This is a genomic window from Bacillus sp. SB49 (genome assembly GCF_000469135.2).
Lineage (GTDB): Bacteria > Bacillota > Bacilli > Bacillales > Halobacillaceae > Halobacillus.
Map to the genome: position 1 here is coordinate 2310574 of NZ_CP048117.1, position 26654 is coordinate 2337227.

Here is a 26654-nt window from a genome sequence, read left to right on the forward strand (position 1 = left end):
GTCCATCACTCCGGTTTTCGTGCAATAATGCTGACCCAGTCTTCCATCATGTTTGTTTCGACGATCTCAAAACCAGATTCCACCAGACGATCTCTGACCATTTCTTTTCTGGCTGAAATAATACCACATGTGATGAAATAGCCGCCCGGTTTCACCACGTTATACGCGTCATCAGTAAACTTAACAATGATTTCAGCAAGGATGTTGGAAACGATCAGATCCGCTTCCCAATCCACCCCTTGAAGAAGATCATTGACCTGAACCGTCACTTTATCATCGACCTTATTTAGAGCGGCATTATTTTTTGAGCTGGACACAGCAACGTCGTCCAAATCGTAAGCATACGCGTGTTCCGCTCCCAGCATAATGGATGCTACGCTTAAAATGCCGGACCCTGCTCCTACATCGATCACGTTGTCTCCCGGAACAAGGTACTGTTCCAGTGCCTGAATGCTGAGAACCGTCGTTGGGTGAGTCCCCGTACCGAATGCCATTCCTGGATCCATTTCAATAATGATTTCGTCACTGGATACCGGCGTGTAGTCCTCCCACGTAGGGATAATGGTAATTTTCTCGGAAATCTTCACCGGTTTATAATATTTCTTCCACGATGTTGCCCAATCTTCTTCATGTACCTCTTGGATCGTGACTTCATTTCTCCCGATATCGATACCGAATTCGGTTAGGTTGTTAACCGAACGTTTAATGCCGTCCACGGTTTCCCCAAGAAAACTAGTCATCGGCATATAAGCTTTGACATATACTCCATCTTTCGGATAGTCATCCGGATTAAGCTCATAGATTTCTCCAAGCTTAGTCTTATATCGTTTCATATCTTCCGGATCTTCGATGACGACTCCGCTCGCTCCAGACTCATGGAGAATATTCGATACCGGTTCAACTGCTTCACTGGTCGTATGGATACAGACTTCAGACCACTTCATAGGTTCCCACCCTTTTCATTATATTGAATTCTTCTCATACAAAAAGTGCCTGTACGACAGGACAGGGAAATCCTGTCAGAAGACCCTTTAGACCTTTTCGTACAGACACGTACATCTGTTATTCTCCTTTAAACGCGCGCTTCATACGCTCGAAGAAATTTCCATGCTGCTCTTCTGTCGCTTCATTTCCACTAATATCATTGAATTCACGCAACAGTTCCTTTTGACGCTCTGTCAGGTTCTTCGGTGTGATCACTTTCATCTTGACATGCTGGTCGCCATGACCACGGCCATGAACATTCGGAGACCCTTTTTCCTTTAAGCGGAAGGTTTTTCCCGTTTGTGTACCCGCAGGCACTTTCAGCTTCACATTGCCGTGAACAGTCGGAACTTCGATTTCATCGCCAAGTGCCGCCTGTGCATACGTGAGCGGAATTTCACAGAAAATGTGATCGCCGTCTCTGCGGAAGAACTCGTGCTGCTGGACACGGATAACGACGAACAAGTCTCCTGCCGGTCCTCCATTGACACCGTCTTCGCCTTTGCCCTGAACGCGGATCTGCTGACCATCGTCAATGCCGGCAGGAATGTCGATGTGGATGGTTCTGCGTTTCTTCACACGACCATCGCCACCGCAGGTCTGGCATTTTTCTTTGACAAGGTTACCAGTCCCCTGGCAGTGATGGCAGACGCGGCGATTCACGACACGGCCGAATGGTGTATTCTGCTCCTGGTTAATTTGACCGCTTCCTTGACAATGCGGGCAGGTTTCAGGACTCGTGCCGGGCTTCGCACCGGAACCGTCGCAGGTATCACATTCTTCTTCCGTCGGAATTTGAATATCTGCACTTTTACCAAAAATCGCTTCTTCAAATTGCAGGGTCATCGTGTATTGAAGGTCCTGACCTTTTTGCGGAGCGTTCGGGTCACGACGACGACCGCCGCCGCCGAAGAACATGTCAAAGATGTCACCGAAGCCGCCGAAGTCTTCTCCTCCGCCGCCGAAACCACCAAAGCCGCCCTGATTTGGACCGGCATGGCCGAATTGATCGTATTGTGCACGTTTCTGTTGATCACTCAGCGTTTCGTAGGCTTCTTTCGCTTCCTTGAACTTATCTGATGCATTTTCTTCCTGACTGACATCAGGGTGATACTTACGTGCCAGTTTACGATAAGCTTTCTTGATTTCTTCCTTGGAGGCGTCTTTGGAAACTCCTAGAACCTCATAATAGTCACGTTTACTCACTTGTCGATCACTCTCCCGGACGCTATTACATAACGTTTATATTAACATTGAAGAAGGAGGCAGGCAAATGGTTCTCTTGCCGAAACCATCGTCCTTCCTCTTCAAGAAAAAAGCCAAAGTCAAGAAGAACCTGACTTTGACTTTTGAATTCTACCTTCTCTTACTTTTTATCGTCTTCGTTGACTTCTTCGTAATCTGCATCAACGACATCATCATCTCCAGAAGCACCCTGCGCTTCTTGAGCCTGCTGCTGCGCCTGCTCATAAAGTTTTACAGAAAGAGCCTGTACGTGCTCTTGAAGAGCTTCTTTCTTCTCTTTGATCACTTCAAGATCTTCTCCTTGAAGCGCCGTTTGAAGTTCTTCTTTCGCTGCTTCCGCTTTTTGCTTATCTTCTTCACTTACCTGCTCGCCAAGATCTTTGATAGTCTTATCTGTTGTGAAGATTAGCTGGTCTGCTTCGTTACGAAGTTCGATAGCTTCCCGCTTCTTCTTATCTTCTTCGGCGTTTTCTTCCGCTTGACGTACCATATCTTCTACTTCTTCATCAGAAAGGCCTGAAGAAGATTTAATCGTGATGGATTGCTCTTTATTGGTACCCATATCTTTCGCACGCACGTTTACAATACCGTTCGCATCGATATCAAAGCTAACTTCGATTTGCGGAACACCACGTGGTGCAGGCGGGATATCCGTCAATTGGAAACGGCCGAGTGTTTTGTTATCCTGAGCCATTTCACGTTCCCCTTGAAGGACATGAATATCAACCGCTGTCTGATTATCTGCAGCAGTAGAGAACACCTGGGAGTGGCTTGTCGGAATCGTCGTATTTCTTTCGATCAATTTCGTTGTTACTCCGCCCATTGTTTCAATACCCAGGGAAAGTGGTGTCACGTCAAGAAGAACAACGTCTTTAACATCTCCCTGCAATACGCCGCCTTGGATGGATGCACCCAGCGCAACTACCTCATCAGGGTTAACACCTTTAGACGGTTCTTTACCGATTTCTTTCTTAATGGCTTCCTGTACAGCAGGAATACGTGTGGAACCACCGACAAGAATAACTTTATCGATTTCGCTTGCGCTCATACCGGCATCTTTCATCGCTTGACGAGTCGGCTTCATAGAGCGTTCTACAAGGTCAGATGCAAGCTCTTCGAATTTTGCACGAGTCAAGTTCATTTCCAAGTGAAGTGGACCAGCTTCGCCAGCCGTAATAAACGGAAGGGAAATCTGCGTCTGAGCTACACCAGAAAGGTCTTTTTTCGCTTTTTCTGCTGCATCTTTCAGGCGTTGTTTCGCCATTTTATCTTGAGACAAATCAATGCCGTTCTCTTTCTTGAATTCAGCTACCATGTGATCGATGATAACCTGGTCGAAGTCATCTCCGCCAAGGCGGTTATCTCCGGCAGTAGAAACTACTTCAAAGGTACCTTCACCGATATCAAGGATAGAGACGTCGAATGTACCGCCACCAAGGTCGTATACAAGAATTGTTTGATCTTCATTCTCTTTGTCAATGCCGTAAGCAAGTGCTGCGGCCGTAGGCTCGTTAATAATACGCTCTACCTGAAGTCCTGCGATCTTCCCTGCATCCTTCGTTGCCTGACGCTCTGCATCGTTGAAGTATGCTGGAACAGTGATAACAGCTTTATCCACTGTTTCTCCAAGATAGTCCTCTGCATAGCTCTTGATATATTGAAGGATGATGGCAGACACTTCCTGTGGTGTGTACTCTTTGCCTTCTACTTCAACTTTGTGGTCTGTACCCATGTAACGTTTCACAGAAAGGATTGTATTCGGGTTTGTGATCGCTTGACGCTTAGCGACTTCCCCTACTTGACGTTCCCCATTTTTGAAGGCTACAGCGGATGGAGTCGTGCGGTTTCCTTCCGGGTTGGGAATAACTTTCGCTTCTCCACCTTCCATAACTGCAACACAAGAGTTTGTTGTACCTAAATCAATACCGATGATCTTACCCATTGGTTTGTGTCCTCCTTTAACATACTCTTCTAATATTATTGATTTACTTTAACCATAGACGGGCGAATAACCCTGTCTTTCAAGCGATAACCTTTTTGCAACTCTTCTACTACGACATTGGATTCGTAGTTTTCATCTTCCACCTGCATGATAGCCTGGTGCAAGTGAGGATCGAATTCTTCTCCTTCGGCAGGGATTGCTTCCACCCCTTCTTTCTCCAAAGCAGTCTTGAACTGGTTATACACCATCTTCATACCCTCAGAGAAGTTTTTGGCAGAATCTCCGTCTACTTGAACCGCCAAGGCACGTTCAAAGTTATCCAATGCCGGAATCAACTCTTCCACCAAGCTTTGGGATCTATATTTCCGATCCGCTTCTTTCTCTTTCTGAGTACGGCGGCGGAAATTATCATAATCTGCCTGCAGACGAAGCAGACGATTATTAATTTCTTCTTTCTCCTGTCGCAGTTGTTCCAGCTCGTCGTTGCTTTCTTCTACAACTTCCTGGTCTGCATCTTGTTCGTTTTCTAATTCTTTGTCATCAATGATTTCCTGTTTGTTCTCTTCCATGACTTCCACCTCCTACTTTCCATTAGCCGTTACTGACTATAACATGAATTCCTATCCATAAAAAAGCATTAGACAAAAAGAAGCGATGGGAATCATGCACCCATCTGAAGTTTTCTCACACGATTCAATACCAATCGCGGAAGGTCCTGGTCATATGCTTGGATAACACGTTCATAAGGGAAAACATTCGATTATACTCCATACGCGTAGGACCTAGCAGTGCAATCGTTCCTACTTGATCATTTCCCAAATGATAACTTGCTGTAATCAAACTGCAGTTTTGCATGCTGTCAAAAGGATTTTCCTGTCCGATTCTCACATGGATGCCCTCTGGATCAGAACGGAGGAGATCTGCCATTTCTGCCTCTTTTTCCATAGTGGCATAAAGAGAGCGGACTTTATCCAGATCCCTGAATTCAGGCTGCATGAGAATATTGGTCTTCCCTCCGATATACAATTTGGACGGATGATCGTCAATAAGGGCAGCCCTCAAATAAGTGAAAGCTTCCTCATGCTGGGAAGTGTGTTTACGGATCAGTTCATCAATCTCTGTGAAAAGCTTCTCATGAAGCTTCACTAACGGTACACCCTGCAGCCGACTGTTCAGGATATTCATCATCTTCTCCAGATCGGCACCAGAGATTTCGGATGGAACGTTGAAAGCTCTGTGCTCCACATGGCCGGTGTCCGTGACGAGGATGGCTATAGCTGATTGTTCGGATAAAGGAACAATTTGCAGCTGCTTCAATTTCGTCTCGAATATTTCCGGCCCGAGTACAATGGAAGTGTAGTTCGTCAAATCGGAAAGTATGCTTGCCGATTTCTGAACTACCCGTTCGAATTCCATCATTTGTTCAGCGAATGCTCCCCGAATAGTGGTTATCTCTGAACCGGATAATCGAAGTGGTGACAGCAGATGATCGACGTAGAAACGGTAGCCTTTCTCTGAGGGCACTCTACCGGAAGAAGAGTGTGTCTTCTCAATAAAGCCCATTTCCTCCAAGTCGGCCATTTCATTCCGTATAGTCGCCGAGCTGAATGTCACAGAGTCCTTCTTTGATATGGACCGCGAGCCGACCGGCTGCGCAGTCGAAATGAAATCATCAACAATGACTTGCAGTATCAGCAATTGTCTATCTGTTAACATCGATGATCACCTCTGTTAGCACTCCTATACAGCGAGTGCTAAATCTAATAATAAATTATCAAAAGGACTTTCCCATGTCAACGGTTAAGCTCGGTTTTTTCAGTCATCTAATAAAAATTCCTGGAATACTTCATTGCCGAGGATGCGACCTTTTGGAGTCAGGCGGAGGTATCCTTGTTCTTCCTCCATTAACCGGCGGTCCTTCATCGCTGAAATCGCCTGCCCGAACACATCGACTATTGGCTGATCATACTTTTCTTTGAAACGTTCCACTTTTACCCCCTGCGTTTTCCTAAGGCCGAGAAACATCTCTTCTTCCATCATTTCTTTTCTCGTTATCGGTTCCTCGTGAAGGACAGGTTTCCCGTTTTCCATCGCCTGCTTAACATAGGCAGGAAGCGGACGAATATTGATGGTACGCTTGCCGGGCATGTATCCATGTGCCCCGGCACCTATTCCGTAATAATAAGCATTATCCCAGTATGTCAAGTTATGCTTGCTTTCAAACCCCGGCTTTGCGAAGTTGCTGATCTCATATTGGACTGCTCCTGCATCAGCAAGCCTGCGCTGCAGCAGCTCATACATTTCAGCTTCGCGTTCCTCCGGAGCCTTGGAGAGCTTACCCTTTTTGTACCTTTGATAAAACACCGTTTTCGGTTCAATTTGCAACGAATAAGAGGAGTAATGCGGAAGCCCGAACTGCAGGGCTTCGTCAATGGTTTTATTAAAATCCTCGACCGTCTGACCCGGCAGGGCGTACATGAGGTCGATGCTTATATTCGACAACCCGCCGCTCAAAAGTCTGTCGATGTTTGTATAGACATCTTTCACTTTATGGACACGGCCGATCTTTTCCAGCATATCATCATCGAACACTTGAACACCGAGGGAAATGCGGTTGACTCCATAGGCTTTCAAGAGCCGGACTTTCTCCATATCCAAATCGCCCGGGTTCGCCTCAAATGTATATTCCTCACAACCGGCGACATCGAAATGGGCGTCGATCATTTTCAATAACTTTTCCAATTGCTGATGGTTTACCGCCGTCGGGGTCCCGCCTCCGACGAAAATGGTACGCACACTTGCCTTTCCGCTCGGAATGTATGTGTGAATCTCTTTTTCAAGAGCAATAAGATATTCATCAGCTAAACGCTCATTATAGAAAAACTTCGTAAAATCACAGTAGTGGCAGATCTGCTGACAGAACGGGATGTGTATATAAGCGGATGATATAGTCATTGGATGTGTTTCCACCTTTCATAAGGAAAACCGCAAGAGAAAATCTCCTGCGGTTTGCTTCTTTCGCACCTTTTTAGTCTTCATTCAAATCAAGGACGGACATAAACGCTTCCTGCGGCACTTCTACAGAGCCGACCATCTTCATGCGCTTTTTCCCTTCCTTCTGTTTCTCAAGGAGCTTACGCTTCCTCGAAATGTCTCCCCCGTAACACTTGGACAAAACGTTTTTGCGCATGGCCTTGATTGTCGTACGCGCAACGACTTTGTTGCCGATAGCAGCCTGAACAGGGACTTCAAACTGTTGTCTCGGAATAAGTTTCTTCAGTTTATCGGCAATCAGCTTCCCTCGCTCATAAGCGAAGTCGCGGTGGACGATAAAGGACAAGGCATCGATTGTGTCCCCGTTAAGAAGAATATCCATCTTCACAAGGTTGGAAGAACGATAACCGATCAATTCATAGTCAAAAGATGCATAACCTTTCGTCTGGGATTTCAAGGAATCGAAGAAGTCATAAACGATTTCTGACAACGGAATCTCATAGACGACATTGACACGATTATCATCGAGATACTGCATATCCATGAAATTCCCGCGTTTTCTCTGACAGATCTCCATGACAGGACCTACGTAATCATTCGGCACCATGATGCTCGCCTTCACATAGGGCTCCTGCACTTCCTCTAATTTCTGGTTATCCGGCATCATGGATGGGTTGTCCACGTCCATTTCGGAGCCATCCGTCATGCGGACTTTATAGATAACGCTCGGAGCAGTCGTTATTAAATCGATTTTATATTCTCTTTCAATCCGTTCCTGAATGATTTCCATATGGAGCATACCAAGGAAACCACACCGGAAACCGAAACCGAGTGCCTGGGAGGTCTCCGGCTCGAACTGGAGGGAAGAATCATTCAACTCCAGACGCTCAAGTGCGTCACGGAGATCGTTGTATTTACTGGCATCCACCGGGTACATCCCGCAGAACACCATCGGGTTCATCTTTTTATATCCCGGCAGCGGATTGGCAGCAGGATTGTTGGCTAAAGTAATCGTGTCACCGACGCGGCTGTCGCCGATGTTTTTGATGGATGCAGAGAGGTACCCGACGTCCCCGACATTCAATTCTTTCAATGGCGTCGGTGTAGGGCGGAAAACACCGAGTTCATTAACTTCGAACTCTTTACCAGTAGCCATCATTTTAATCTTATCACCAAGCTTAATAGATCCTTCCCGCACACATGTGTACGCAACGACTCCACGATAAGAGTCATATAAAGAATCAAAGATAAGCGCCTTCGTCGGGTCGTTCGCATTACCTTCCGGAGCAGGAATATCCGTTACGATCCGTTCCAGAATTTCATCAATCCCGATTCCTTCTTTTGCAGAAGCGAGGATTGCATCCGACGCATCAATGCCGATAACGTCTTCGATTTCTTGTTTTATCCGTTCCGGGTCCGCACCTGGAAGGTCGATTTTGTTGATGACCGGGATAATTTCCAGATCGTTCTCCAATGCAAGGTAGACGTTTGCAAGCGTCTGCGCTTCAATCCCTTGTGCGGCATCTACTACAAGAATGGCACCTTCACAGGCAGCAAGGCTTCTTGACACTTCGTATGTAAAGTCGACGTGTCCTGGTGTATCGATTAAATGAAAGGTATAGTCAAGCCCGTCATTAGCATTATAGTTCAGCTGAACGGCATTCAGCTTAATCGTAATTCCGCGTTCCCTTTCCAGATCCATCGCATCAAGGAACTGTTCTTTCATTTCCCTTTGGGTAAGGGCGTTTGTTTTTTCTAAAATTCGGTCAGCAAGCGTCGATTTCCCGTGGTCAATATGGGCGATGATCGAAAAGTTGCGTACCCTTTCTTGTTTCGATTGTGTTGTCAACATAAATCACTCCTACTGAAATTCGGCACAAATATCTAGCTTGATTATAGCAATACAAAGGGCATTATTCAATCTAAACCATAAAGCTGTTCCCTTTTAAAGAGCTAACCGCTTTGAATGATTCCTGAAAAAACAAGAATGACAGCATGGAAACAAATCGCTACACCCTCCCCTATAGCTCCTGCAAGTTTGGCAATCCAAGGAATATCCGTCTCTTGGGGGCCGACTTCACAGGAGAGCCCGGCAGAAGAGACGGCGGACGCCGATTCTGCCTGCTCACTGGTTACGATTTTCTCTTCCGGTTCCTTAAGATTGTTACGATCGATCCCTGTCAAAGCCCCGAACAAGAAGGAAGCAGCTATCAAGATCACAGCTAATATCGCCTTCACACTAGGACCTCCTTGTTCAAGATGGTGTGTCCACTTTCTGATCTTCGAAATAATATTCACCGAACACCTCTGCCAGAATATCTGCAGACCGGTATAATTCCTCCAAGTGATTATCCACTCCTCCAAACTCAATTAAAATAGCGTTCGGGTTAAGGTCCTGGTTATACACACCGTCCACTCCTGATCCCTTCTTCGTAATTACACCACGGCTGATTCCCGGGTATTCTTTTTCGAGGCGTTGGTGGAGGGCGGAGGCAAATTTCAAGTTCTGTTCATAATTAGGGTGTTCGGCTCCGATCACGAAAGCGAACCTTGCATATTTTTTCCCTTCGATCGTCGTTGTCGTATGCTCCCCTCCGATACTGTCCCTGTGAAGATCGAAGAAATACGTGAGGCCCTTATTTTGACCGATGGCTTCCTCCACTACAGGGCGGACAGCGTCGTAAGATTGATAATACTCCAACCCTTTTTCACTTCTTATTGCTGCAACGTCCGTTTTATCTACTATGGTGCCAATCCCTTGTTTTTCAAGGCTCTCTCCAAGCCTGTCTCCGATCAGTGTAATGTTGACTTTGCCATCGTAGCTGGTTGATTCATCAGGCAGGTGAGGATAGAAAGACTCTGTATTATGCGTATGATAGATGTAAACCTTATCCTCGCCTACCGGGGTTTCCTCCTGTTCTTCCTGCTGCTGGTCCTTTCCTTGATCCTCCTCGACCACACCTTCTTCGCCCCGTTCCTTCACTTCATCCGGCGGCTCGGATTCGATCGGCAGGTTGGAAAAATCGGTTCCTTCCCCCGCTATGATAATCTGACTGTTATAAGAAGACAGGCCGGGTATCTCTCTTCCGAGCAGGCTGCGTGGATCGTTAGGAGTGAGACTGGTGAACAATTGAAAAGAAAGGGTTCCAAGCCCGGGAATCCTGTTCCCTTCCGGATGCGCTTCTTTATACGATTTGTTCTCCATCTCAAATAGATAAAGAAAAGAACTCCCTTCCAACTTAGTCGTCCATTCCTGGATTGTATCGGAATACAAACGGTAAGTCGTCTTCGCTCCTGTCAGAATTCCAATACCAATAAAGAGTAAAATCAAGACCGTGATGGAGACGATCGTCCACCTTGTTACCTGTTTCATATAGCCCGGTTCTTTCCCTTTCCACTTCTTCGGGTATTGAGACATTAAAAATCCTCTCCTCATACTCTATCTAGTAGATGGTATGAATGAGAGGGATTTAATAGAACCTGTCTCTATTGAATTTATCTGGAAAAAGATTCTGCTTCTCCATCCTCTATCCCGGAATGGAGGGCGCCGTTGATACCGGTGGCAATGACGTGAGCCATGTCCACAATGAAACTGTCCACCTCTTTCGGAGTGACCATCAAGTTGTGACCAAGAGGGGTTAGAACTTCTTTAATCAACTGCTTTTTCTCTTCGTGTTCCAGCTCTCCAAACATGCCGAGGAGTGCTTTGCTCTGTTCTTCATTCGGATGGTCTTCGTCCGTCAGCGATTTTCTCTCGAATGGATTCATTGCAGGGGACAAAGCGTTAGAAGGTCTGTCTTTCTCTTTCCATTCTCTTCCGAAATGTTTCAATACATAATCAATCGTATCGTTTGTGATGGTAACCGCGTCCACAACGGTTGGTACACCAATAGATAAGACAGGAATACCGTACGTTTCCTTACTGATTTCCTTTCGTTTGTTTCCTACACCGGAACCCGGATGAATACCCGTATCAGATAATTGGATGGTAGCATTGATTCGGTTAATGGATCTGGATGCGAGAGCATCAATGACCAGCACGAAATCCGGTTTAATTTCTTCAATGATTCCGTGTACCATATCACTCGTTTCAATCCCGGTCACACCCATGACTCCCGGTGTAACGGCTGAAACAGGTCTGTATCCTTCAGAAACCGTTTCGGGATGAAGTTCGAACAGATGACTCGTTACGAGCACCTCCTCTGTGACAAGCGGTCCGAGAGCATCCGGCGTGACATTATGGTTGCCAAGACCGACAATTAAACCTCTGTCCATTTCACTAATGCCGCATTCAAGGAGCAGTTGTCTGATCTGGGCAGAAAGCGTCTTAGCCAGGCGCACCTGCATAGCCGTATCCTGCTTACGAATCGCCAGCGATTCAAGGGTGACGTAGTGCCCTGCTTTCTTTCCGATTCGATCCGCTCCTTTTTGATCAATGGTGACGTAGGTGATTTTAATATCATCCGCTTCTTCTTCTTTGACCTGAACACCATCATCATCCGTCGATGAGGGGTCATTATCTACGTTCATTTCGTGGGCTTCCAAAGCTAAATCGGTACGCAGTGTATAAGGTATTTGTTCATCCATTACGCTTCAACCTCCTTATATCCATGTTCTCCCAATGGACGGGATCCTATGCAAATCCTCCAACAGATGCATATAAGTATTGAAAAGCACGTCCCGCTCTGGTAAAATGTCTCTTGTTCGATATGAATGAGTCTTTTTGTTTTTACCTAGGAGGTGAAACTATGCCTAACATTAAATCAGCGAAAAAACGTGTACGTGTTAACAGCGATGCTCGTGCTTTGAACGCAGCTTTCAAATCTGACATGCGTACTGCTGTCAAGCGTGTTGAAACGCTTGTACAAGCGAAAGATACTGACAACGCGAAAACAGCACTTCCTACAGCTGTCAAGAAAATTGACAAAGCAGTGCAACGCGGTGCCCTTCATAAAAACACAGGAAACCGTAAGAAATCTCGCCTAACTAAATTAGTTAACGCATTATAATTAATTTGTTATTTATGACCAACACAAACGATCCTTCTTATGAACGGATCGTTTTTCTCATGAAGAAGCCCTCCCGGTATTCCGGGAGGGCTTCTTCAAACTACATATTTAAGAGAACCAGTGATTTTTTTAACTCCTACCACATAAATAAAGATCTCCCGCTTCAGCAAAAGCTGTAACAGCTATACGATGCAACCATTTCCCGGAGACGGCGGCCTTTCCCCTTAATCACAATTTCCCCTATTTTATACAGCATGACCTTGTTTGATGTTAATCATCTTATATAGAAGCATCTCAAAGGCCAGAGATTTGTCCATCATTCCCTGTTTAAGCGTATGATCCGTTTCCGCAAGCTGCTCCATTATTTGATTTAATTCCTCATTTGTGAAGAACTTCTCCCGCTTCAAAGCCATTTTAAGTACATATGGATGCGCCTTGATGTAAGATTTCATTTGGTTTTGGGCGTATCCTTTCTGCTTCAATACTTTTGCCTGGTTGATGATCCGAAACTGGGAAGCAAGAAGCGCCGTCAATGCAATAGGCTCCTCGTTCAACTTCTCCAAATCCTTATAAATACGGATCGCCCTTCCAAGGTCTCGTTCCATTACCGCATCCACCAGCTTTAATCCTGATGCTTCGGCACTGTGGGATAAGAGCTCTTCCGCCAATTCTTTGGTTACGACGCCGCCCTCCCCGACATTCAATGCGAGCTTCTCCATTTCCATTCGCAGCGCCATCAAATTTGCTCCGATTTCCTGTGTGAAAAGCTCGTGGATCGATTCCGGTACGGTAATATGTAATTCCCCGGCTAGTGTTTGAATCCATTTATCCATGTCCCACTCTTTAACCGGCTGACAAGAGATAACCTCGCCGTGCTTCTTCAGCTGCTTAAAGATTTTTTTACGTTCATCCAGTTTTTCATAAGGAGCAATCAAGATCAACACCGAATAATCCGCGGGGTTTTCAATATAGGACAACAGCGTATCCACATCATGTTCAAAAGGCAGTTTATCCGGTTTTGCCTTTAGAAATCCAGGATGATTGGCAATGACAACTTTGCCGTCTCCGAGGAAAGGAAACGTTTCTGCATCTGTGACCGCATCCTCAATCGGTGTCTCTTCCAGATCGTATTGCGAAATATTGAATTCCTGATCTTCCTTTTTCAGTGTCTGTCCAATAATTTTATTCTTATATTCCTGAATGAGGTAGGATTCTTCTCCATATAATAAATATACCTGTGATTGTTTTACTTTGACCATAATAGTGGCTAACCTTCCTTTTATGTTTCCATTTCCATGAAAAAAAGATACGGCGACCCCTGTCGGGTGCCGGTGTCACCATTTTATGCCCGTTTCGGACATCTGTCAAAACAGTGAACCGTATCGCCGTATGTTCCATCTATATAAACGCCATTCCAAAAGCCCCGGGCGCTTTTGAAGAGGACGATGTTGTTCCTCTCTTGCGTTTAGTTTGACCGCTTCCAAAAGAATTATCTGTGACAAGTCTTGCTAGCTGTGGGAATGATTCTTGACTGTTTTCAAGGAATGTAGATTTTTTCCTTATCTTGGACTATACTGGATGTAGATAAGAGGAGGGGTAACAATGAACGAATTTAAGAACGACATACAATCTAAGACGAACGACGTCATTGATTCTGGATTAGGGTTTGTGTTTTCCTTTGTTTTCTTCTTCGTCATCTTCTTCATAGGTGTGGTATTTTCCATCCTCGGACAATGACCATTTGTGTCAGGAAGGCTGCTGTAACGGCAGTCTTTTTTTATTCTCTGCTCGCATTATACGGAAGATAGGTCCTAAATGTTCCACTTTGCCCGGAAAAAATATAGCTTACCGCTCCATGAAGGTCCGTACGGAAGATCACCGTCCCTCTCTCCTCCAGCCTCTGCGTCACTTCCTCATGGGGATGGCCGTAGCGATTATTCCGTCCGACGGAAATCCATGCATATTCCACGGATAGTTGTTCTAGAAAGGATTCGGAAGTAGATGTACGACTTCCATGATGACCAACTTTCAATACGTCCGTATGAATATCGGGATGACCGGACAGAATTTCGTCCTCTACCTCCAGCGGAACATCTCCTGTAAAAAGCCACCGCTTACCACCCAGTTCGGAAGCAAGAACTAAAGAGTTACGATTCGCATCGTTCTGATCCTCATTCGGGTGAAGCACTTCAAAACGATACGATCCGATTTCCAACACGTCACCCGCTTCTATCACCTCTGTCTTATCAGCTATCGTCTCCCCTTCATAAAAAGGACTGACCACAAGCTGTCCAATCTGCATTTCTCGAAACAACGGGAAAACACTCCCACTATGATCCTGATCCTCATGAGTAACAATCAACGCATCCAGCTGATGGATGCCCCGGGATTTAAGAAAGGGCAGGATAATCTGCTTGGCTGTTTCATCCCCTGCTTTTTGAAAAGTCAGCGGACCAGCTGCATCAATCATCAATACACCGCTTCTGTAGGGAAGCTCTATGATAAAAGAGTCCCCCTGGCCGACATCCAGCATGGTTACAGCACCCTTGTCAGAGAAATAAGGAATCGCACTGTATATCATCAGCACCCCCACCGCTCCACAAGCAGCCAGAAAGGCTGTAATCCGTTTCTTTTTCGACCAGCATATAACCATAAGGATGAAGCATGTGCTATAGAGCAGGATCACAGAAGAAGGAACAGCACCGATTACCCAGGGGATATCCATATAGGAAGTCACTCCTTTGGACACGTCCATAACGTATTCATGCAACTGAAAGACAAAAGAAGAGAAGGGTCCAGCTGTTTGCGGCAGCAGAAAACTGCAGGCAAAGACGAGAAAAAGAAGTGGAATAAATACAAAAGAGAAGTAGGGAACCAAGACGGTATTCACAAATAAGGAGAGCGGCTGGAATTCGTAGAAGTAGTGTACTTGAAGGGATAGGATCGATAATTGACTGATGAGGCTGATAACGGCCGATTGGAGAACAGCATTCGAGTATTGTTTAAGAATGGGCAACGACAGAATGAGACTGAATGTAACCAGAAAGGAAAATTGAAAACCGATATGGTGGAAGTAGGAAGGATTAAGGAGAAGAAGAACGAACGCCGTCACGGACAGGAGGTCTGATAACGGAATCCGTATTTTTAAAAAGGAAAAAAGAAGAAGAACGAGTGCCATCGATCCTGCTCGGATGACCGAAGGCGCCGATCCAGCAAAAACGATATAGAAAGGCAGGAAGAACATAAGGAACAGAGAGGCTTGACGTCGTGTTGCCACCCCGCTTCGGAAAAGAACGAGATACATGCCCCCGACGGTCAATCCGACATGCAGACCGGAAATCGCGAGAACATGAGCCAGGTTAAATTTCCGAAACCAGAACAAGGTATCCTCCGGAAGCTCCCGTGAATCCCCGAAGAGAAGCGCCCTCATCCAAGGATATAACGAAGGTTCTACCTGCTCCTCTAAAGCATCCATCATATTTTTTCTGAATTCAAACAAATAACTTAGAAAAGATTGCCCTTCACACTCCACGTCACTAAGCGAGGCAAGTGTGATTTGTTGATATACCCCTTTGGAAGCCATGTAATTCTTATAATCAAAATTACCGGGATTTCTAGCTCCTTCTATTTGTTCAACATCACCGACACCAACACACGAGGCTCCATGCGGCCAATCAGGTACAGGCCCTTCCTCCTCTTTAAACAGACGGAGAATAAATCCGGTACCATCGGAAGTTTTAATTATTGTCTGATAGGTATGGCTCGTTTCTGTTCTATTTGAGGAGAGCGTCCCTTGAAAACTCCGCGCTTTTTCCGCTTCAAAGGGAGGAGACTCAGGGAGAGGGAGGTAGGACCAGCCGAGGATAAAAAAAGAGGCGAGGATAAAACACCAGTAGGTTTGTTTTCTATGGATGAACAGCCACACCACAACAAGGAAACCCATTACAAGTTGAATCGCGATGCTTTGTATAGCAGTTACCCCGCCAAGCACGAAGGCCAGGACGGGGACATGCCATATCCCCTTCCACATCATTCAGAATAACGGAAGAGTTCGTCCGCCTTTTTTCTCAAATGTTGGACGTCAGGATCTTCATAATGTTCCAGTTTGTCGAGAAGTTCAACCATGAGCTGTTGATGCTCCACGTGCATCGGCTCCCGTTCAATAGCGACTTTCTGAATGCGTACACCTGCCTGCTGAAGCATTTCGACCGCATAAGGATCATTCTTATAGTCTTCACTATAATAAACAGCTTGAATACCAGCTTGAATGATGGCTTTTGTACAGTGAAGGCACGGAAAGTGAGTGACGTAAATTTCTGCATTTTCCGTTGCAACACCGAACTTGGCACATTGAAGAAGGGCGTTCATTTCTGCATGAATGGTACGTACACAATGGCCGTCCACCACATAGCACCCTTCATCGATACAATGGACACCGCCTGATACGCTGCCGTTATATCCTCCTGCGATCATTCGTTTATCTCTAACAATGACTGCCCCGACGGCGAGCCGCTGACAAGTGCTTCGAGACTTCAGCAAGTAACTCTGGGACATGAAATATTGATTCCAAGTAATCCGTTCCATTTTATGTACTCCTCCTATTTATTCTCCTTCAGTTTACTCTCCCGAAACACCGGTCGTCAAACGATCAAGGAGCCCTTATACTGTCCCTCATATTCTCAAGGGTCTTCTCTCCTATCCCGGGTACATTCACTAGATCATCAACAGATGCAAAAGGGCCGTTCTCTTCCCTGTATTGGATGATCGCCTCAGCCTTAGAAGGACCAATTCCCGGTAGTGTCTCCATTTCCGCCGCAGTCGCTTGATTGACGGCCAGCTTCTCTCCCACCGCTGAAGCACTCGGACCGGGTACGGCCGCTTCTTCAGCAGCACTCGGTACCAAAACGACCATCTCGTCCTGGAGGATCTGTGCTAAATTCACCTGAAGCGGGTCTGCAAATTCCGTCATACCGCCCGCCTCACGAATTACATCGTCCACCCGCATTCCCGGGCGGACGACATATACGCCCGGCTTGCTCACTTCTCCCTTTACATCCACACGGAACGTTGCAGTCTCTTCTTGCTTCGCCTCTGCTTCCTCTTCGTGTTTAGCTTCCACTTTCTCTACCGCTGCCGGTGTAGGTGACATCGATTCCCGCCAGTAAAGAAGAAGAATGATCAAGAGAGGGGCTCCCAGCCATAGGTACCTTTTCCATTTGGTCATGGCAGTGGACCTCCTTTCATATATTTGATTTTGGAGAATATGGATAATTAGATAAGGATAAAGGGAGGGATTCCATTTGAATATAGGAATCATCGGAACTGGAAACATGGGAAATCTGCTGGTAACCAGTTTTATTAGAAGTGGTGCGGTCGCAGAAAAAGACATTACCATATTCAACCGGACGCCGGCAAAAGCGGACGCATTAAAAGATCAATTCCCAACCATTCAGGTGGCGGAAAATTTAGCGGCCCTTCAGAAGAACAGCGATATCGTATTCCTTTGTGTGAAACCGCATAACTACAAGGATGTGTTGGATGCCTTAAAAGCAGGATGGAGCGAACAGCAATGCCTCATTTCCATTACAAGCCCGGTCTCTGTTTCACAGCTGGAAGAGGTGACTCCGTGTCAGGTCGCAAGAATCGTCCCTTCGATCACAAATCACGCACTGGCAGGAGTAAGTCTGTTCACATTCAGCGACAGAGTGACAGCATCCAACCGTGCTCTGTTAGAAAAATTATTTGAAAACATTTCCACGCCGATAGATATCCAAGAAGAACATATCAGAGTCTCTTCCGATATCGTTTCGTGCGGTCCAGCCTTCATCAGTTATTTACTTAGTAATTGGATTAAGGCAGCAGGAGAAGTTGCCGGCCTGCCGGAAGATAAAGCGACGGCATTGACCGAAGAAATGGTGGTGGGACTTGGAGAGCTGCTCTCCCAAAAGGTGATGACCCTTGAAGAGCTGATGGCCAAAGTGACCGTGAAGGGCGGGGTTACCGGAGAAGGACTTCAGGCGTTGGAAGACAATATAGGTCCTTTGTTTCAAAAGATGTTTGAAGCAACCCAGAAGAAGCATAAAGAGGATAAAGCAACAATTGATTTAAGCTAAATAACGTATTCGACAAAAGCTGCCTGTTTCCTGCAAAAAAAAAGAGTCCGACTAAAAATCGGACTCTTTGCAGGCTGTGGAGCAACTTCAACTTCCAATCATATATGATCAACAGACTTAGCTTCCTTAACATAGAACGTTTATTTTTCAGAAAAAAACGCCTCGGCTAAAATTTATTAAGGCAGATGCCTCAGTGGAATGGTCCCCATTTAGAGGAGTTCCTCCTATAGATATCATTTGCTTTCCTTTTGACAAACGAACAGAAGCCTATCTCCTTCTTGTGAAGGCTGTTTACGAAAGTCGGCATAAATGCCTTTCAAAAGAAAGCCTGCATCTTTGAGCCAGGTTGCCAAATCTTCTGTCTGGTACCCCTGTTGGTAGTGAACTTCATCAAAACGATTATACAAACCATTCGTCTGAACGAAGAACGTCAAATCATGGACGAAGCTGTTCTCTTTTTCACCAGGATCACAAAACCATACATAAGATAAATCGTCATACACTTCGGCAAATGTGGCACCTAAAAGGTCTTGTTGAATATGCTCTATAGAATGAACATCAAACAAGAATAGACCATCCTTACCAAGAGCTTCGTGAATATGGCGGAAAGAATCCTTTACCGCATCCTCTTCTGTTACGTAGTTGATAACATCACAGTAACTGATGATACAATCTACATCATGGAAGCCACTCAAGGATGTCATATCCTGCCTATGCCAGGCAATCGGAGCCTTTGGATCCTTTTGCTGAGCAATGGTCAGCATATCGGAAGAAAGATCGATGCCCGTCATATGGTATCCACGTTTGTGAAGGCGATGGGTGATTTCACCGGTTCCACAACCCAGATCAATAATGGCTGCAGCTTTCGGATGGAATTTCTTCAGCATACGATCCGTGAATTCAACCCAGCGGTCATAAGGAGCATCCTCCATCAGACGATCATATACTTGCGCCATCTCCCTATAGCTCACTTTAACTGCCGATCCCTTCTACAGGAACAGTATCCGCATCTCCCCATAGTCTTTCGAGGTTATAATAGTGGCGTTCATCTTTGTGGAAAATGTGACAAACAACGTCATTCAGATCCACCAGTATCCAACGCGCCTGCTCAAAACCTTCCATTCTTTTCACTTCGATCCCTTGCTCTTCGGCCTGGTTTTTCAATTCCCTTGCAATCGCCTGCACTTGACGTTCATTTGATCCCTCACAGATCAGAAAATAATCGGCAATCAGCGATACTTCGGCCATATCTAGTACGACAATGTCGTTTGCTCTTTTTTCGTCACAGGCCTGTGCGGCCAGTGTCACTAGTTCTTTGCTTTCCAATGAGTTTCCTCCCTTAATCCTCCATAACTTTTATCCTTTAAGAATAAAAGTTAGATTAAATCATTATATGCATGAAACGTGTCCGGATAAACGGTCCTTTCCTTACTAATTAGAAATACGATGGTATTCTTCAAGGCAAGGGCACATGCTTGCTCCAGATTAGTTTCTGCAATTTCCCGCACTTCATCAACCCCGGGGAAGTTACGGCCAGGTTCTATATAATCAGCCAGAAATACGACCTTGTCTAATGGAGACATGTGTTTCTTTCCTGTGGTATGGTAAGTGATCGCCGAAAGAACCGCCTCATCTTCGAGTCCCAGCTCCTGTTCCAGCATCAATGCCCCTACAGGTCCGTGCCACAATTCGTGGTGGTAATGCAGCAGGTCTTTCGGCAGGCGCCTGTCCTGCTTAATCCAGCGCTCCATCAAGTTTCTGGGCATATACTTTGCATAATCGTGGAGGGCTGCAGCAAGCTCCGCCTGCGATTTATCCACTCCGAAACGGGAAGCAAGCTCAATCGCAGTGTCCGCCACCCTTACTGTGTGTTCATACCGCTCCGGCTTTAAATACGGTTTCACATATGCCAGCGCTTGTTCACGAGTCAGTTTCATATAGACCATACTCCTTCATGTATTGTGTGACGGATTCGGGGACTATATAGCGGATACTCTTTCCGGCAGCGACCCTCTCCCTGATCACAGTCGAAGAAATGTCTACAGATGGGATATCGACGAATTCGACGGGTATTTCATGGCTGCGTTCATACCCAGGGCGGTTCACCCCTACAAACTGGACGATATCCACCAACTCCTCAATCCTGTTCCACTTCGGCAGATGTTCTACCATGTCTCCGCCGATAATGAAATAGAAAATGACTTCCGGATACAGCCGCTTTAAATCACGCATGGTATCGACTGTATAAGACGTGCCTTCCCGCTTTCTTTCAATATCACACACTCGGAAGTCCGGATGGCCGCTGATGGCACGTTCCACCATGGCCACCCGCTTATCGGCATCCGTAGAAGCCTCTTCCTTGTGCGGTGGAATATAAGAAGGCATGAACCAAACCTCGTCGAGGCCCATTTCTTCATACACATACTCGGCCATCGTTAAGTGTCCGAGGTGGGGTGGATCGAAGGTTCCGCCGAGTATTCCAATCCTCTTCATATCTAAACTCCTTTAAGGTAGTTCGATTTGTTTGTTTTCTTCGGATTCTTTATACAAAATAATCGTGTTTCCAATCAGTTGAACGAGCTCAGCTCCTGTTGCTTCTACAATTTCGTCAGCCACCTGACGATTATCCTCAAAGCAGTTTTGGAGAATACTCACTTTAATTAACTCCCGTTTCTCCAGCGCTTCACTGATTTGAACGGTCATATTTTCATTAACACCCGCTTTACCTACTTGAAAAATAGGCTGAATCGGATGAGATATTGTTCTCAGATGCTTTTTCTGTTTACTTGTTAACATTCTATACCCCTTTCAACTTTTGTTCGAACTCTTGAAGCAGCAGCTTGGACTCGGGACTGGTCCCTGTCCAAATGGAAAATGCATAAACTGCTTGCTGCAAAAGCATTTCATGGCCAAAATGGAGACGAGCTCCCCTCTTATCTGCTTCTGCCAGCAGTTTCGTCTTCATAGGACGATAAACAATATCGCTCACAACCGTCCCTTTTGTCAAGCGTTCCATAGCTATTATAAGGCTGTCTTCCTCAGGACTCATTCCTACAGTAGTTGTCTGGATAACCAGATCATACATGCCGAGTGTCTGCTCTGCGTCCGCTAAAGTAACAGCATCTGCTTTCCCATCAAACGGCAGCTCCTTGATCAGTTTCTCCGCGCGTTCTACGGTACGGTTAGATACGTTGACCTCCCGTATCCCTTCGCGTATTAATGCTTCGAATATACCACGCGCTGCGCCGCCGCTCCCGAGAAGAAGAGCTTTTGCACTGCCGTTGAATAAATCAGGATAGCGCTGCTTCAAAGAATAGACGAATCCGATTCCGTCTGTGTTATATCCGATCCAGCCCTCTTCCGTACACTTTACCGTATTGACCGCTCCAAGGTGGCGGGCGCTCGTGTCCAAGCCGTCCAGGTGTGCTATTATTTTCTCTTTATAAGGAACGGTTACATTAAACCCGTCAAGATTTTGCGTCTTCAGCCATGCCATTCGCTCATCAAATTGTTCCGGATCTATATCATAAAGTTTATATTCCCCGTTTAAACCTTGCTGTTGCATAAGCTGGTTATGAATCCAAGGCGACAAAGAGTGTCCGACCGGATGTCCAATCAATCCTAAGTTCAACAAAGGAACCCCTCCTATATCAAAGACTCTCTTAAAGATACCTTCACACCCTCAGGAGCATACGCCTGAACGGTCACTCCACCTTCAGGAACGGTTATCCATCCAAGACCTGAAAAGACGATATCCGTCTTATCCTCTTTGATCTTTAATGTGTGCCCTTTTAACGGCGGGAGTTTTTCCTTGGTTGCAGCATCTGGTGGAGAAAGCAGCTCTCCCAGGTGGTTCTGATACAAATCATCAGCCTTTTCCAACTTTGTCCTATGGATGGAGAGTTCATTGGAAACGTAACATATAAATGAACTTCTGGAGCCGGTCTCAAAGTCAAGTCTGGCAAGTCCACCAATGAACAATGTCTGCTCTTCGTTTAATTGGTACACCTTTGGCTTAACTTCTTTACGCGGTGTAATTAACTTTAGATCCTTATCTGATACATAATGAGCCATTTGATGACGGTGGATAACACCAGGCGTATCATAGAGTGAACTGTCATTATCCAGAGGAATATCAATAAAGCCGAGTGTTGTGCCAGGGAAATAGGAAGTTGTAATAGCGTCTTTCACTCCAGATGTATTTGAGATCAATGTATTAATAAACGTTGATTTACCAACGTTCGTCGTTCCGACCACATAAACATCTCCGCCATTTCGGTAACGGTCGATTGCCGCTGAGAGGGTCTCTATGCCTTCGTTTTTCTCCGCGGAAATTAGATAAACATCTTCGACTTCCAAACCATTCTCTCTTGCCGACCGCTTCAACCAATGTTTAACCTTACCGTGGTTGACCGACTTTGGAAGGACATCCATCTTATTACCAACAAGCAGAACCGGATTGTTACCCGTCAGACGTTTCAATCCTGGAATAAAGCTTCCGTTAAAGTCGAAGATATCAACAAGCTGGACAATTAATCCGTCTGTTGCGCTTATTTGATTAAGCATTTCCAGAAAATCATCATCCTGATATGGAACGTCCTGCACTTCATTGTAATGTTTGAGGCGGAAGCATCGTTTACAGATGATGTCTTCCCTCTCAAGGGCAGAAGCAGGCGCATAGCCTGCTTCTGCCGGATTTGTTGTCTGTATCTCTACTCCGCAACCCTGGCATTGTATCACCGCCATCATGTATCTCTCCTGTCCCAAGTAATTTTTCCTTTTCTTCTCATCCAATTAAGGATTCTCCGCTCAATTTTTCGATTAAACCTCGTGAAGAAGCCGTCTGTTTCAACGATCGGTACTACCAAAATGGTATGAAGACCGGCTGAATTACCGCCCAGTACATCCGTAAGCAGCTGGTCTCCGATGACAACGACTTCGTCCTTTTTCAATCCCATTCGTTTACAAGCTTTACGGAAGGCTTTGGACAGTGGTTTTCTGGCACTGTAAATAAATTCTGCATCCAAAGGTTCCGAAAACAATTTCACACGCGCTTCCTTATTATTGGAGGCGATCATTACCTGAATTCCATGATCTCTCATCATTTGGAACCAGTTTCTGATATCCTCTGTGGCATCCGGTACATCCCATGCAACCAAGGTATTATCCAGATCTGTAATGACTCCTTTTATCCCTTTGTTCTTCAATTCGACTGGATCGATATCAAAGACGCTCGCAACGTGCTCGCCCGGCAAAAAATTCTTTAACATATCACATACTCACTCCATCTCTTATACAACGGCAAAAAATAGTCCTTCACCATCATATACAAAAATTCGTCATGTTTCAAAAAGACTCTTGTAAAGAACAAAAATCGTTCGACAAATACTGACAACTTCAGGCTGTGGATAAGTTTATACACAGTTTCCACACAGTTACTTCTTTGTTATCACTCATTTGTGCAGACGTGTTCAAAAGTTATCTACATTTTCTTGTAGATAACTTCCATATTGTGGCGATTTTGAGGTCATGGTAAGGTAAGAATACATTAAAAATGACTCGTCGAGCCATCTACTCATTCGGGAGGTGACTGTCACATGTGTGACAGCGGTATGAAACAGTTATCTGATTCCCTACTCATACAATCTTACCACAAAGCCATTGAACTCAATCTCTCAGAAGAATTCATACAACAAATTGAAGCAGAAATGAAAAAACGGTCCCTCAACCACCGCCTCAGAAAGCAAATATCCCAAGTAGGTTAACATCAACGAGGCAGATAAAGGCAAATCCCATTGATTTTAAACTCGATCCCATCAAAGGACGGGTTTTTTTTTTATGAATTTTTATTTACGAAATGATGACTCTCTTCTTATTTAAGAGGGAATAATAAAACCATGCGTCCTTTCACAACGCCCGATATACGAGAGTTGAACAAACCTGCTTTTTTTGATTACAATTGAGTGAATACTTTGTTACGATCATCCAAATCATTTGATAGATGAAACATATGTCAAGGGAGGAACAAACCACATGCTGGTGGCTGTATTATTGCCTTTTATCATTGCTATTTTCATTCCATTTCTCAGTAAATGGAAAGACAAAATCCACACAGGCTATTTCGTAACAATCGTGCCTGTCCTCATCTTCATCTTCTTCATCCGTTATATCGGATCAGGTTTTGAACCTGTTATTTCGGAGTACAGCTGGATACCATCGCTTGATATGAATATGGTCTTCCATCTGGATGGACTGAGTCTGCTCTTCGTACTTTTGATTAGTGGTATCGGTTCCCTGGTTGCTTTCTATTCCATCTTCTACTTAAGCAAGACGGAGCAACTGGGTCATTTTTATGTGTACTTTCTAATCTTTATGGGATCGATGCTTGGAGTTGTCCTTTCGGATAACGTGTTCGCCCTCTACAGTTTCTGGGAATTCACATCGCTTTCCTCATTCTTGTTGATCGGTTTCTGGAACTTTAAGAAAGAGTCCAGATACGGTGCATTAAAATCCATGCTGATCACTGTATTCGGGGGGTTAAGCCTGCTGGGTGCGCTTGTGTTCATGACGATACTTACGAATACGACGAGTATTCGCGGAATGATCGAGCAGCAGGATCTGATTTTGAACAGCGAATTTTTTCCGCTGATTTTAGTATTGCTTCTTTTGGGCGCCTTTACTAAATCCGCTCAGTTCCCTTTCCACATCTGGCTCCCGGATGCGATGGAAGCGCCGACACCTGTCAGTGCCTACCTGCACTCCGCTACGATGGTTAAGGCAGGTATTTACTTGGTGGCACGGTATTCACCGATGCTTTCTGCCAATGAGTGGTTTTTCATTATCGTATCCACAGCGGGTATTGTAACTTTGTGCTGGGGATCTTATATGGCTGTAAGACAGACAGACTTGAAGGGTATTCTGGCCTTCTCCACGATCAGCCAGCTCGGTATGATTATGGCTATGCTCGGATTTGGTACGAAAGTAGCCGTATTCGCAGCGGTATTCCATATTTTAAACCACGCGACATTTAAAGGAAGTCTATTTATGATTGCCGGTATCGTAGACCACGAAACCGGTACAAGGGACATTCGGAAACTTGGCGGCTTGATGACCTACCTGCCGATGACCGCAACGCTTGCCGTATTTGCATCCTTCTCCATGGCCGGTGTTCCTTTACCGTTTTTAAACGGGTTCTATAGTAAAGAAATGTTTTTCGATGCTTCCTTGGAACTGGAAGCTGCAACGACAGGTTTTGCAGGATTCCTCCAGATGGTTATCCCTTATTTGGCAGTTTTCGGAAGCATATTCACCTTCGTCTATTCCATGTATTTCTTCTTCGGAACATTCCGTGGCAAGGCGAAACTAGAGGAGCTTCCTAAAAAGCCGCACGAAGCACCGATCGGGATGCTTGTATCACCATTCATTCTCGTAGCTGGCGTCATCATTATTGGTCTGTTTCCGGGGCTGATTAATGAATCGTTTATCGCCCATGCTGCAGAAGCAGTGAAAGGAACAGCCATCGAGAAAGAGATTTACTTCTGGCACGGCTTGATTCCACCATTCATTATGTCTCTTGCCGTTGTCGTATTCGGTACGATTTTAGCACTGTCCATTAAAGTATGGCAGCCGGTGTACCGCTTCCTTCCAGGGGTACTGAGTGCAAATAAAGTTTATGATGGAGCAGTCGCTCGTTTAGAGAGCTACTCCACTACAGTTACAAAAGGATACATGAACGGATCTTTGGGAAGATACGTACGTCTGATCCTATCAGCGATCATTATTGTAACGTTTGTCATGATGGCTATTACAGGAGGATTCTCCATCGACACCTCCAACCTGGCCGACATCACAGCGCCCGAAATTCTCGTCGCTGTAACAATGGTCATTGCCGCGCTTGGAACGGCGCTAACGAATAACCGGATAGCAGCGATTCTCATTCTTGGTGTCGTCGGTTACGGGTTAGCTATGCTATTTGTCCTTTACCGTGCTCCAGACCTTGCTCTGACCCAGCTTATCGTAGAGACGGTAACAGTAGCTCTCTTCCTGCTCGTCTTCTACCATCTTCCGAAGCTTAAGAAGAAAGACGATGCATTAAGTACGAAAGTATTGAATTTAATCATTTCCATCGGATTCGGAGCGATGATGACGATGGTTGCCATCAGTTCCCACAGCAGTAAGTGGTTCGAAACCATTTCTCAATACTTCGTCGATAACTCCTATAAGCTGGGCGGGGGAGACAACATTGTCAACGTCATTCTTGTCGACTTCCGTGGACTGGATACATTATTCGAAGTGGTCGTATTAGGCATTGCTGCAATGGCGATTTTCGCATTAATCCGATTTAGAAAAGATAAGGGGGAGGAGTAA

Annotated in this window: 27 protein-coding genes; 5 read left to right on the top strand and 22 right to left on the bottom strand. The window is 45.4% G+C overall.

Annotated elements, in window-relative coordinates; translation table 11 throughout:
• Positions 1 to 5 precede the first annotated feature (5 nt).
• From prmA to gpr, 10 genes are all read right to left on the bottom strand, one after another.
• The gene (gene prmA, locus M662_RS12175) at positions 6 to 944 is read right to left on the bottom strand and encodes a 50S ribosomal protein L11 methyltransferase (RefSeq protein WP_026577198.1); all 939 of its coding nucleotides are present in this window, start codon (positions 942 to 944) and stop codon (positions 6 to 8) included.
• A 118-nt stretch (positions 945 to 1062) separates the two neighbouring features.
• Entirely contained in the window at positions 1063 to 2190 is a 1128-nt protein-coding gene (dnaJ, locus tag M662_RS12180) for a molecular chaperone DnaJ (RefSeq protein WP_026577197.1), read from the bottom strand.
• A gap of 160 nt (positions 2191 to 2350) precedes the next feature.
• Positions 2351 to 4171 (bottom strand): molecular chaperone DnaK, encoded by a 1821-nt coding sequence (gene dnaK, locus M662_RS12185; protein ID WP_008638293.1) that lies wholly within the window; start codon positions 4169 to 4171, stop codon positions 2351 to 2353.
• A gap of 35 nt (positions 4172 to 4206) precedes the next feature.
• Complete coding sequence (gene grpE, locus M662_RS12190) at positions 4207 to 4740, bottom strand: nucleotide exchange factor GrpE (RefSeq protein WP_008638295.1); 534 nt, start codon at positions 4738 to 4740, stop codon at positions 4207 to 4209.
• A 124-nt stretch (positions 4741 to 4864) separates the two neighbouring features.
• Positions 4865 to 5887, bottom strand: a complete 1023-nt coding sequence (gene hrcA, locus M662_RS12195; protein WP_008638297.1) for a heat-inducible transcriptional repressor HrcA — start codon at positions 5885 to 5887, stop codon at positions 4865 to 4867.
• Positions 5888 to 5986: 99 nt separating this feature from the next.
• Complete coding sequence (gene hemW / locus M662_RS12200; RefSeq protein WP_008638298.1) at positions 5987 to 7126, bottom strand: radical SAM family heme chaperone HemW; 1140 nt, start codon at positions 7124 to 7126, stop codon at positions 5987 to 5989.
• Between the two features lie 73 nt (positions 7127 to 7199).
• The gene (lepA, locus tag M662_RS12205; RefSeq protein ID WP_008638299.1) at positions 7200 to 9017 is read right to left on the bottom strand and encodes a translation elongation factor 4; all 1818 of its coding nucleotides are present in this window, start codon (positions 9015 to 9017) and stop codon (positions 7200 to 7202) included.
• A 101-nt stretch (positions 9018 to 9118) separates the two neighbouring features.
• Positions 9119 to 9403 (bottom strand): hypothetical protein, encoded by a 285-nt coding sequence (locus tag M662_RS12210; protein ID WP_008638300.1) that lies wholly within the window; start codon positions 9401 to 9403, stop codon positions 9119 to 9121.
• Positions 9404 to 9419: 16 nt separating this feature from the next.
• Entirely contained in the window at positions 9420 to 10583 is a 1164-nt protein-coding gene (gene spoIIP / locus M662_RS12215) for a stage II sporulation protein P (RefSeq protein ID WP_026577195.1), read from the bottom strand.
• A 77-nt stretch (positions 10584 to 10660) separates the two neighbouring features.
• Positions 10661 to 11752 (bottom strand): GPR endopeptidase, encoded by a 1092-nt coding sequence (gene gpr / locus M662_RS12220; protein ID WP_026577194.1) that lies wholly within the window; start codon positions 11750 to 11752, stop codon positions 10661 to 10663.
• 161 nt (positions 11753 to 11913) lie between these two features.
• Here gpr and rpsT point away from each other — a divergent pair, with 161 nt between their 5' ends.
• Positions 11914 to 12174, top strand: coding sequence for a 30S ribosomal protein S20 (rpsT, locus tag M662_RS12225; protein ID WP_008638309.1), 261 nt, complete (start codon positions 11914 to 11916; stop codon positions 12172 to 12174).
• Between the two features lie 245 nt (positions 12175 to 12419).
• Here rpsT and holA read toward each other — a convergent pair whose 3' ends face one another.
• Positions 12420 to 13433, bottom strand: coding sequence for a DNA polymerase III subunit delta (holA, locus tag M662_RS12230; RefSeq protein WP_026577193.1), 1014 nt, complete (start codon positions 13431 to 13433; stop codon positions 12420 to 12422).
• A 343-nt stretch (positions 13434 to 13776) separates the two neighbouring features.
• Between holA and M662_RS12235 the strand changes: the two genes are divergently transcribed.
• Positions 13777 to 13911 (top strand): YqzM family protein, encoded by a 135-nt coding sequence (locus M662_RS12235; protein WP_008638311.1) that lies wholly within the window; start codon positions 13777 to 13779, stop codon positions 13909 to 13911.
• A 40-nt stretch (positions 13912 to 13951) separates the two neighbouring features.
• On the opposite strand, the gene M662_RS12240 is transcribed toward M662_RS12235, so the two are convergent.
• The 3 genes from M662_RS12240 to M662_RS12250 form a co-directional block, all read right to left on the bottom strand.
• Entirely contained in the window at positions 13952 to 16102 is a 2151-nt protein-coding gene (locus M662_RS12240; protein WP_162129294.1) for a DNA internalization-related competence protein ComEC/Rec2, read from the bottom strand.
• A 101-nt stretch (positions 16103 to 16203) separates the two neighbouring features.
• Positions 16204 to 16758, bottom strand: a complete 555-nt coding sequence (locus M662_RS12245) for a ComE operon protein 2 (protein ID WP_008638315.1) — start codon at positions 16756 to 16758, stop codon at positions 16204 to 16206.
• A gap of 64 nt (positions 16759 to 16822) precedes the next feature.
• Positions 16823 to 17398: a helix-hairpin-helix domain-containing protein gene (locus M662_RS12250; RefSeq protein WP_026577192.1), complete on the bottom strand. Its 576-nt coding sequence runs from the start codon at positions 17396 to 17398 to the stop codon at positions 16823 to 16825.
• 76 nt (positions 17399 to 17474) lie between these two features.
• Here M662_RS12250 and comER point away from each other — a divergent pair, with 76 nt between their 5' ends.
• Positions 17475 to 18287 (top strand): late competence protein ComER, encoded by an 813-nt coding sequence (gene comER, locus M662_RS12255; RefSeq protein WP_008638321.1) that lies wholly within the window; start codon positions 17475 to 17477, stop codon positions 18285 to 18287.
• Between the two features lie 233 nt (positions 18288 to 18520).
• Here the strand turns inward: comER and M662_RS12260 are convergent, their stop codons facing one another.
• Genes M662_RS12260 through M662_RS12295 form a run of 8 tightly spaced genes read right to left on the bottom strand, consistent with a single transcriptional unit; the run spans position 18521 to position 23557 of the window.
• Positions 18521 to 19243, bottom strand: a complete 723-nt coding sequence (locus tag M662_RS12260; RefSeq protein WP_051348853.1) for a class I SAM-dependent DNA methyltransferase — start codon at positions 19241 to 19243, stop codon at positions 18521 to 18523.
• Positions 19244 to 19259: 16 nt separating this feature from the next.
• Positions 19260 to 19613: a ribosome silencing factor gene (gene rsfS, locus M662_RS12265; RefSeq protein ID WP_008638324.1), complete on the bottom strand. Its 354-nt coding sequence runs from the start codon at positions 19611 to 19613 to the stop codon at positions 19260 to 19262.
• Between the two features lie 50 nt (positions 19614 to 19663).
• Positions 19664 to 20224: a bis(5'-nucleosyl)-tetraphosphatase (symmetrical) YqeK gene (gene yqeK / locus M662_RS12270; protein ID WP_008638327.1), complete on the bottom strand. Its 561-nt coding sequence runs from the start codon at positions 20222 to 20224 to the stop codon at positions 19664 to 19666.
• Positions 20208 to 20780 (bottom strand): nicotinate-nucleotide adenylyltransferase, encoded by a 573-nt coding sequence (locus tag M662_RS12275; protein WP_026577190.1) that lies wholly within the window; start codon positions 20778 to 20780, stop codon positions 20208 to 20210. Before M662_RS12275 ends, yqeK begins: the two co-directional genes overlap by 17 nt.
• Positions 20781 to 20792: 12 nt before the next feature.
• Entirely contained in the window at positions 20793 to 21083 is a 291-nt protein-coding gene (yhbY, locus tag M662_RS12280; protein WP_026577189.1) for a ribosome assembly RNA-binding protein YhbY, read from the bottom strand.
• A 1-nt stretch (position 21084) separates the two neighbouring features.
• Positions 21085 to 21921, bottom strand: a complete 837-nt coding sequence (gene aroE, locus M662_RS12285; protein WP_008638333.1) for a shikimate dehydrogenase — start codon at positions 21919 to 21921, stop codon at positions 21085 to 21087.
• Positions 21922 to 21932: 11 nt separating this feature from the next.
• A complete protein-coding gene (gene yqeH / locus M662_RS12290; protein WP_026577188.1) occupies positions 21933 to 23033 on the bottom strand; it encodes a ribosome biogenesis GTPase YqeH in 1101 nt (366 codons plus the stop codon).
• Positions 23033 to 23557, bottom strand: a complete 525-nt coding sequence (locus tag M662_RS12295; protein ID WP_008638337.1) for a YqeG family HAD IIIA-type phosphatase — start codon at positions 23555 to 23557, stop codon at positions 23033 to 23035. Before M662_RS12295 ends, yqeH begins: the two co-directional genes overlap by 1 nt.
• Positions 23558 to 23899: 342 nt before the next feature.
• Here M662_RS12295 and M662_RS12300 point away from each other — a divergent pair, with 342 nt between their 5' ends.
• Together M662_RS12300 and M662_RS12305 are read left to right on the top strand one after the other, a co-directional pair.
• Positions 23900 to 24052, top strand: a complete 153-nt coding sequence (locus M662_RS12300) for a sporulation histidine kinase inhibitor Sda (protein ID WP_081594838.1) — start codon at positions 23900 to 23902, stop codon at positions 24050 to 24052.
• Positions 24053 to 24320: 268 nt separating this feature from the next.
• On the top strand, positions 24321 to 26654 hold the full coding sequence (locus tag M662_RS12305) for a Na+/H+ antiporter subunit A (protein WP_026577187.1): 2334 nt from the start codon (positions 24321 to 24323) through the stop codon (positions 26652 to 26654).